Below are 8,730 nucleotides of genomic sequence, written 5' to 3'. Positions count from 1 at the left end.
TAATTAATATAATAATACTACTATATTAAATTATTAAAAAAAGGAGTGAATTATGTACTTATCAAAATTTACTGACTATAGCTTTAGAATACTTATTTATTTAGGTAACCATCCAAATGAACTTTTTACAGTAGATGAACTATCCGATATACTTGGTTTATCTACTCATCATATAAAAAAAATTGTATATAAATTAGCAAAAAACAACTATATATTATCCTCAAAAGGACGTAACGGTGGAATAAAACTAGTTATGGATCCAAAAGATATAAACTTAGGAAAACTGCTTGATATAACAGAAGACAATTTGAATATAGTAGAATGTTTTTCTAAAGAAAACAATACTTGTAATCTTACAAAACGTTGCAAATTAAAACCTATTTTAAACGAAGCTTTAATATCATTTAAAAATAAGTTAAGTGAATACACTTTGCAAGATATTCTTTAAAAATTTTTAGGAGGTGATATTTATGTATAAAGTAAAACATTTTAAGGATTTAGATGTAAATGAATTTTATGAAATAGCAAAAGCTAGATATGAGGTATTCGGATGTGAACAGAAAATTTTCCAAGAAAATGACTTCGACGATGTTGACAAAAACTGTTATCATATATTTCTTGAAGAAGAAAATGTAGTAATTGCTTATGCTAGGATAATTCCAAAGCCATTTAGTCCATATACAGATACATTTATAGGACGTGTGTTAGTTTTGAAAGACCATAGAGGTAAAAAGATTGCCCCAGAAATGATGAATCATGCTATAAACTTTATAAAAACAGAACTAAATGAAAATAATATAACACTTTCGGCTCAAGAATACATTAAAAATCTATATTCTTCACTTGGGTTTAAAGAAATTTCAGATACATATGATGAGTGTGGAATTCCTCACATTAAAATGAGACTCTAAGATTTATAAAAGGACTGTATCAAAGTTTTAAATTACTTTTATACAGCCTTTTGTTAATTGTATATTATAATTGCTATTTTATTATATTTCAATAAATTTAAAATTATCTACATCAAACAAACCCTTATCAGTAATCTTTATATGTGGAATTACTGGAAGTGCTAAAAATGCTAAAGTCATAAATGGTTCAATATCTTTACTAACATTTAACTTTTCGTATGCTATAGATAGCATATTTTCTAAATTTTCACTTACATGGTTTATATCTTTGTCACTCATAAGACCTGCTATAGGTAAACTTAAACTTCCTAAAATTTCATTATTAGAAGATATAGATAAACCTCCTCCAATTTTTTTAATTTCATCAACAGCGTTAATAATATCTTCATCATTATCTCCAACAACAATTATATTGTGAGAATCATGTGCTACAGTAGACGCTATTGCTCCATTTTTCAATTTAAAGTTTTCTACAAGCCCTAAGCCTATGTTCTTTTTATTAGTATGTCTTTCAATTACTACCAGTTTTAATATATCCACATTTTGATTAAATTTAAATACTCCATTCTCTACATCTACTTTTCTTATAAGTTTCTCTGTTACTAGATTATGTGGAAGTAGACCTATAACATTAGCTATATCTTTTTCTAAATTTATTTTTAGATCTTCTTTAGTAAGCTTATCTATATTTACAGTATTTGTAACATTTGAATTTTCTATTTCTCTAGTTTCAAACAATGCTTTTTTATCTTTTCCAACTAACTTCCCATCTTTATAAACTTCTAATACATTAAACTCTTCTAAATTATCTACAACAACTATATCAGCTATATATCCTGGTGCAATAGCTCCTATATTTTGTAAGTTATAACAATTTGCAACATTTATAGTCGCCATTTTTATAGCTATAATAGGATCTATGTTGTTTTTAATTGCTAATCTTATATTATTATCTATATGCCCATTTTTAAGTATATCTTGTGGATGTTTATCATCTGTACAAAATAAACATCTTTGATAATTGTTAATGTTAACCCCTTTTATTAAAGTTTCTAAATTTCTAGCAGCTGAACCTTCTCTAATCATTACATACATACCTAAGCTTATTTTTTCAATCATTTCTTCAACAGTTGAGCATTCATGATCTGTGCTTATTCCACTTAATATGTATCCATTTAGTCCTTCATTACTTATGTTTGGTATATGCCCATCTATATATTTCTTATATCTTTTGGCTAATTCTAATTTATCTGTAACTATCTTATCTTGATTAATAACGCCTGGATAGTTCATCATCTCTCCAAGTCCAAGTATTCTCTCATGATTTATATACTTTTCTAAATCTTTAGCTTCTAATCTAGCTCCTGAATTTTCAAAATCCGTTGCTGGAACGCAAGATGGTAGCATAGAATAAACACATAAAGGTAACTCTTCACTTGATTTTAGTATGTATTCTATTCCTTCTAGCCCACAAACATTAGCTATTTCATGAGGATCTGTTATTATAGTTGTTGTTCCCATTGGCACTATAGCTTTTGCAAACTCTGCTGGAGAAACCATAGATGACTCTATATGAACGTGAGGATCTATAAATCCTGGAGTTATATATTTTCCATTTAAATCTATATTCTTTATTCCATCGTAACTTCCTATACCAACTATTATTCCTTTTTGTATTGCAACATCAGCTTTTACTATTTCATGAGAAAATACATTGACTATATTGGCATTTTTTAAAACTAACTCTGATTTTTTATTTTTTATACTGTAATCTATTAGCCCCATTTATGTCCTCCCTATACTTAATACATTTAATTTATTAAAGCAAAAAGGCTTTAAAGTTTTTATTTCTAAATAAATTATTCTAATAATACACGTTTTATTTTTAATTGTCCATATAAAACTTAAATAATTCGTCAAATTTTCAGAAAAAGTTAAATTTTATTTAAATTTTCAAAAGCTATCGTAAAATTCAAATTAATTTTTATACGATAGCTTTTTGTTTTCCTATTCTAGACTATTTAGAAAATCAATTATAGTTTGTTCCATATAACTTCCTTTTCTGTATAATTTTTTAGTTTTTATTTTTTCTACCTGATTATCACCAAACTCAACATCCCTAACATTGCTTGGAAATTCTATAAATGATCCAAACTTTTCAAAATTACTGTCTAAATATATAAATATAGGTATTTTTACCCTACCATTATCACTATGTTCTTTTATTATATCTTCATGCCCTTCTCTGCTTTGAAGTTTTAGTCTTATCTTTGGATTTAACTTTGTTATATAATCTATTACAGTTAAGTTTATTTGACAATCAGGACACCATAATTCTGAAAATCCAAGTATGTTAATTTCTTTATCAATTGATTTTATTTTTTCTATAGTATATTTTGTTATTTTCATGATATCCCTATAATCTTTAGCTTTTTCTTGATACGCTAATTCAGATTTGTAAAACTCCTGTTCAAAGCTATAACCTGACTCAAATAACTCTTTTAAACTCATTTAATTTCCCCCTAAAATCACTTGTTTTATTTATTAAAATATATGAAATAAAACAAGTAATTTTAGTATTTTTTTAATCAAAAATTTTACTAAATTTTATTTTTTTAAAGATATTACATTATAAATATCTAAAAAAAACGCTCTCTATCCTAACTTACAAATTTGTAATTACAAATTTTTTTAATTTCATTGTAAAATAATATTTATTAAAACTTATTTAGAAAGGATTTTTATATGTATATTTATATATTAGTAATTTTAGCTTCTTTTTTATATGGAATTTTTCTATTCAGACAAGATAGTAGAAATTTCTTTGCAGGTATTTTATTAACTTTTGGTTCTTTAGGATTTTTATTTTTATTAGTTATGTGTTTATCCAACATGTTTGAGATAATTAATGTACTAAGTATGCTTACAGTTTATGTGGCTATACCATTATGTATAGTTGGAATTGGTTTTTTCCTTATAAAAAATGGATATATAATGAAACACAAAGAAGGTAGACGTTTAGCAAATTTGCTATCCTTAATTTTAGGTGTAAATATTTTACTTATAGTTTCTTTAAGCTTAATTTTGATATTTAAAGGAACTCAATTAAACAGTGGTATACACGCAACTATACTTACTATAATTTTATTATCAATGTATTTTGGATTTTTATTCTTTAGTTACTTAGTTTATTCATATGCTTATCAAATGCTACCTGTAAATAAAAATTTAGACTATGTAATAGTCTTAGGGTCAGGTCTTATAGGAGATAAGGTTCCCCCTTTGTTAAAAAGCAGGCTTGATAAAGGTATTGAAATTTATAGTCAACAATTATCAAAAGGAAATCACACAAAAATAGTTGTCTCAGGTGGTCAAGGTTCTGATGAGATAGTTCCTGAAGCTGTTGCTATGAAAAAATATCTTGTATCACAAGGTATACCCGAATTAGATATTTTAGTTGAAGATAAATCTACTACTACTTATGAAAACATGAAATTTTCAAAGAGTATAATGGATAACATATCTAAAAGTTTCTCATGTATATTTGTTTCAAATAATTATCATGTTTTCAGAGCATCAATTTATGCAAGAAAAGCGGGATTAAAAGCAAATGGAGTTGGAGCGCCTACTGCATTTTACTTTTTACCTAGTGCATTAATTCGTGAATATATAGCGATTATAATGCTTTATAAAAAAATCAACTTACTAGTTATTGCATTTATCTTGCTAATAGTTTCATATTCTTTTGTACCTTTTCTTTATACTCTATAAATAAAAAAGATAGATTTGAAATTTCAAATCTATCTTTTTTATTTATATATTTTAAAAAAACCTTTTATAATCACTATAGCAGTCTGCACAAACTTTTTTTCCACCTTGAAGGCGTATGAATTGTTCTGATGTTTTTTCTCCGCATATTTCACAAATTTCTGATATAAAAATCCTTGCCTTTTCTGGAACTTCTATATTAGTCTCCATAAATTCAAATAAATCCATAGGATTTGAAGTTAGTAAATATTTTTTATACTCATCTCTGTCTAAACTATTCGGTTTTAGCTTTAAAACTAGCCTTACAGATTTTTTATTTTTTCTATTATAAAAATGATATACACTTTTGCCCCTAAGTCTGATTAACAAGTTCCCCTTACCTATAGTACATCCTAACATTACCTGAATAGCATCTAGTCCACAAGCATCATTTTCAGCTATGCACACTATTTCTTCATCATTCGAAAAATCAATATCTAAATATTTTTGCACAGCTTTTGATACTGCGTACCCAATTGCAAGACCTGGACACTCATGTCCATGAAATTCAACTACTTCTTCCCAAGTTTTCATAAAGTTACCTCCCCTAAAACTAAATAAAGTGTAATATAATTAATTTAATTATATTACATTTTATTTAGTTACTCAATTTATCTAAATAACGTTTTTCAATTTATTTACAATAAATTTAACCCTATGTCGTATTTTTTTGACATAGGGTTAATATGCATAATTTAATCTCTTATAATTTCTTTATCGTCATTACATTTTTTTGAATACACTTTGCTCATATAAAAATAAATTGGAACTACTACTATCATGCCTCCAAGACCCCATACTATTTTCATAGGAGAGTCAATTCCAGCTTTTACTAATAATATTAAACTTACTATAACTGCAAATATTGGGACAAATGCTCCTCCAGGTATTTTAAAGTTTATTTCTTTACCAGCATATTTTTTTCTAAATATTAAAACAGCTAGGCAAGTAGGTATATATTGAATAAATCTAGATACAACACTAATTTGTGATAAAGTTGTAAATGAACCTGACCAAGCTATTATTAAAGTACCTATAACAGATACTATTATAGCTATATATGGAGCTTCATTTTTATTATTTTTGCCCATAGATTTTGGCATTAGCCCTTGGTCAACTAAAGCTTTAGCTGATCTTGGAGTAAATATAGATGATGCAATATTTATCCCACCTACAGAAATTATTGTACCAATTGTTATTATATATCCACCTACAGGACCCATAATCTTAGTAGCTGCATCAGCAACTGGGTTAGCTGCACCTCTTAATCCTTCTCCTAAAACGCCTATACTTATAGCTAATACAAGTACATATACTACAGATACAACAAACATTACCATAACCAAAGCTTTTGGTACATTTTTCTTAGGGTCTTCCATTTCTTTTGCTGCAACAGCTAAAGACTCAAATCCTGTAAATGCATAAAATAATAATATACTTACAGCAACAAATGCTGATGAAGTCGTTTGCCCTTGAGGTATTATTAAAAATGGTTTAAAGTTTGCACCTTTTATAAAAAATATTCCTACAGCTATAAATAATATTAATGGAACTAATTTTCCTACAGTCATTATATTATTTAACTTTTTAGATTGCTTCATTCCCATTAAGTTAATAGCTCCAAGTCCTATTACTAAAACTCCAATTATTATGTTTTTAGTTAATGGATCAGCTGCTTGAGGCCAAACTGAAGATAATGTAACTGCAAAGAAATTTGCCATAGTAGCCCATGCAATCATACTTACTATCCATTTCATAAATCCAACTTCAAATCCGATAAATTCACCAAATGCTTCTTTAGCATAAAGGTAAGGTCCTCCATCTTCGTCAAACCAGCTTCCTGCTTCTGCAAAGCATAGTGCAATAGATACCGCTAAAATCATACAAAATCCTAAAATTAATATACTTGCCGGCCCTATATTCGAATAAGCTTCACCTGGAAGCCCAAATATACCAGAACCTATAATTGCATTTATACCTAGTAATACAATACTCCAAAACCCTAACTTCATACTTTTCTCCACTTTAATTCCTCCCAGTGTATTTATATTATGCTAAAATTTATTTTTACTTTGATGCTTCTTTTACTAATGCCCTAAATATTTTTTGCATTTTTGAGCAATCTTTAGTCATCATTTCTGGATGCCATTGTATTCCTATCACAAAATCTTCGCCTTCTTTTTCTATAGCTTCAACTAAACCATCTTTCGCAGTTGCAGATACTATATATCCTGGAGCTATATTTTTTACTCCTAAGTGGTGAAAACTATTTACTAATACTTCTTTTTCTCCTAATATTTCATATAATCTTGTGCCTTCTTTAATTTGAGCTGTATGAGTAGGTACATTTGATAAATGTTCTTGATTATGTTTTATATAAGAACCTTCAATTAAGGATAAGTCTTGGTATAAATCTCCTCCCTCACATACATTTAATATTTGTTCTCCTCTACATATACCTAATATTGGCTTTTTCATTTCTAATGCAAATTTTAATAATTTCATATCAAAAGTATCTCTCTTTGGCATTATCCCACCTAATTTTATATGTGGTTCTTCATTCCACATTAAAGGATTTACATCTTGCCCCCCAGATAGAATTAGTGCATCTATATTAGATACTTGCTCCTTTATTAATTCATCATCATAGACCATTGGAACTATATATGGTATAGCTTTACACATAGCTACAGATTGAACATAATCATTGTTCACATAAGCTCTTTCGTATCCTGGAAACATACCGCCCTCATCGATTAATAAGCTTCCTGATATACCAACTACTGGATATTTCTTCTTTGTCATTTCATTCACTCCTATAATTTAAATTTAAAAATAAAAAATGCTACTGTCTTTTTATAAAGCAAGTAGCATGCCAAAACTATTTTTATTTAAATTTTAAATTCAAATTTAAGAAACCGTTATCAATTTTATTAGTATTTTTAACTATTTAACTATTTAAATTATTTTTATTAATGTAATTATCTTTAGATGTATTATCATTAATATTTAAATCTTTAAACTCATTTGAAAATGTAATTAAATTTAAATAATCATGCAATATTTTTTGTAATAAATACGTTCTTTCGTTATGATATCTTAAAATATCTTTTATTAAATTTAATTTATAGTTATAGTCATCTATAGAATCAAATTCATTTAGTATAATTTTATTTAGTAATACATCAAAAGATTTACTTATGTTCGATTCAGTACCTAATATTTCTTTAATAATATTAAAGTACTCTTCTTTGTGTTTCTCCTCCATGTGTCAATCTACCCCTTCTGTTCAATCTTTTTTGTTAATTTAATTAATATTTAAAAATTTATACTAATAATGTATTCAATTCAACTTTTTAGTTTACACATAAATATTTAAAGCTCTTCACATTTGCAAATATTTATTTCAACTAGGAATTTAATAGTTTTTATTTTCTATTTGTTATTTAGCTTGTTAACAATAATAAATTTAGGTTTTCAAAAAAAATAGTTGATTTTTTTTTAGAATATACTACAGTTAATGTTAAGTAGCTTATTAACGGAGGTTTTTTATGATTAGTTTATCTAATAAAAAGCAAGTTGAAAAACTTCAATTTGAAAAAACTAGACTCGAAATTAAAATTTCAAAGTTAGAAGAAGAAGTTGTTAAATTAAAATCTGAAATGGAAAAGCAAGAAAATCTTATTAATGAGTGGAGAAAATACTATAAAGAATCCGTAAATGAAATAGCCAAATTAAAAAATCAACTTAAAGAGTTTAATCCAAATTTAAAGCCAAGAAGTAAAAAAATATCACAAAATGATATAGACAATATAAAAAATTTATTCAATATGAAAAAGTATACTTACAGAGAAATAAGCAATATTTCTAATTGGAGTATATGTACTATCTCTAAAGTAATTAATGGTTATTATGATTAATTACTTTATGAATGTATCAATTAATCAATATTATTTTTATACATTTTAACAAGGATTTAAAAGATTTTTATTATTTGATCTTTTAGATCCTT

At 26.4% G+C, this 8,730-nt stretch carries 10 protein-coding genes; 4 read left to right on the top strand and 6 right to left on the bottom strand.

All coding sequences use genetic code 11. From position 1 onward, the window contains the following. The first annotated feature begins 52 nt into the window (after positions 1-52). Together VN21_RS06255 and VN21_RS06250 are read left to right on the top strand one after the other, a co-directional pair. Positions 53-448, top strand: a complete 396-nt coding sequence (locus VN21_RS06255; protein ID WP_046822521.1) for an RrF2 family transcriptional regulator — start codon at positions 53-55, stop codon at positions 446-448. 22 nt (positions 449-470) lie between these two features. After that, positions 471-911, top strand: coding sequence for a GNAT family N-acetyltransferase (locus VN21_RS06250; protein ID WP_046822520.1), 441 nt, complete (start codon positions 471-473; stop codon positions 909-911). 81 nt (positions 912-992) lie between these two features. Here VN21_RS06250 and ade read toward each other — a convergent pair whose 3' ends face one another. Both ade and VN21_RS06240 read right to left on the bottom strand, forming a co-directional pair. Continuing rightward, the gene (gene ade / locus VN21_RS06245) at positions 993-2,696 is read right to left on the bottom strand and encodes an adenine deaminase (protein WP_046822519.1); all 1,704 of its coding nucleotides are present in this window, start codon (positions 2,694-2,696) and stop codon (positions 993-995) included. A 222-nt stretch (positions 2,697-2,918) separates the two neighbouring features. Then, a complete protein-coding gene (locus VN21_RS06240; protein WP_046822518.1) occupies positions 2,919-3,422 on the bottom strand; it encodes a thioredoxin family protein in 504 nt (167 codons plus the stop codon). Between the two features lie 234 nt (positions 3,423-3,656). Between VN21_RS06240 and VN21_RS06235 the strand changes: the two genes are divergently transcribed. Next, positions 3,657-4,682, top strand: coding sequence for a YdcF family protein (locus tag VN21_RS06235; protein WP_046822517.1), 1,026 nt, complete (start codon positions 3,657-3,659; stop codon positions 4,680-4,682). Positions 4,683-4,733: 51 nt separating this feature from the next. Here VN21_RS06235 and VN21_RS06230 read toward each other — a convergent pair whose 3' ends face one another. The 4 genes from VN21_RS06230 to VN21_RS06215 form a co-directional block, all read right to left on the bottom strand. Further along, entirely contained in the window at positions 4,734-5,252 is a 519-nt protein-coding gene (locus VN21_RS06230) for an FmdE family protein (protein ID WP_046822516.1), read from the bottom strand. A gap of 161 nt (positions 5,253-5,413) precedes the next feature. After that, entirely contained in the window at positions 5,414-6,742 is a 1,329-nt protein-coding gene (locus tag VN21_RS06225; RefSeq protein ID WP_046822515.1) for an APC family permease, read from the bottom strand. Positions 6,743-6,785: 43 nt separating this feature from the next. Then, positions 6,786-7,523 (bottom strand): gamma-glutamyl-gamma-aminobutyrate hydrolase family protein, encoded by a 738-nt coding sequence (locus VN21_RS06220; protein WP_046822514.1) that lies wholly within the window; start codon positions 7,521-7,523, stop codon positions 6,786-6,788. Between the two features lie 145 nt (positions 7,524-7,668). Beyond that, a complete protein-coding gene (locus tag VN21_RS06215) occupies positions 7,669-7,986 on the bottom strand; it encodes a hypothetical protein (RefSeq protein ID WP_046822513.1) in 318 nt (105 codons plus the stop codon). Between the two features lie 283 nt (positions 7,987-8,269). Here VN21_RS06215 and VN21_RS06210 point away from each other — a divergent pair, with 283 nt between their 5' ends. Beyond that, entirely contained in the window at positions 8,270-8,638 is a 369-nt protein-coding gene (locus tag VN21_RS06210) for a hypothetical protein (protein ID WP_025161738.1), read from the top strand. Positions 8,639-8,730: the final 92 nt, after the last annotated feature.

Source organism: Paraclostridium benzoelyticum, from assembly GCF_001006285.1.
In the GTDB taxonomy this organism is placed as follows: domain Bacteria; phylum Bacillota; class Clostridia; order Peptostreptococcales; family Peptostreptococcaceae; genus Paraclostridium; species Paraclostridium benzoelyticum.
Note: the sequence above shows the minus strand (reverse complement) of the source record. Positions and strands in the feature narration are given on the sequence as shown.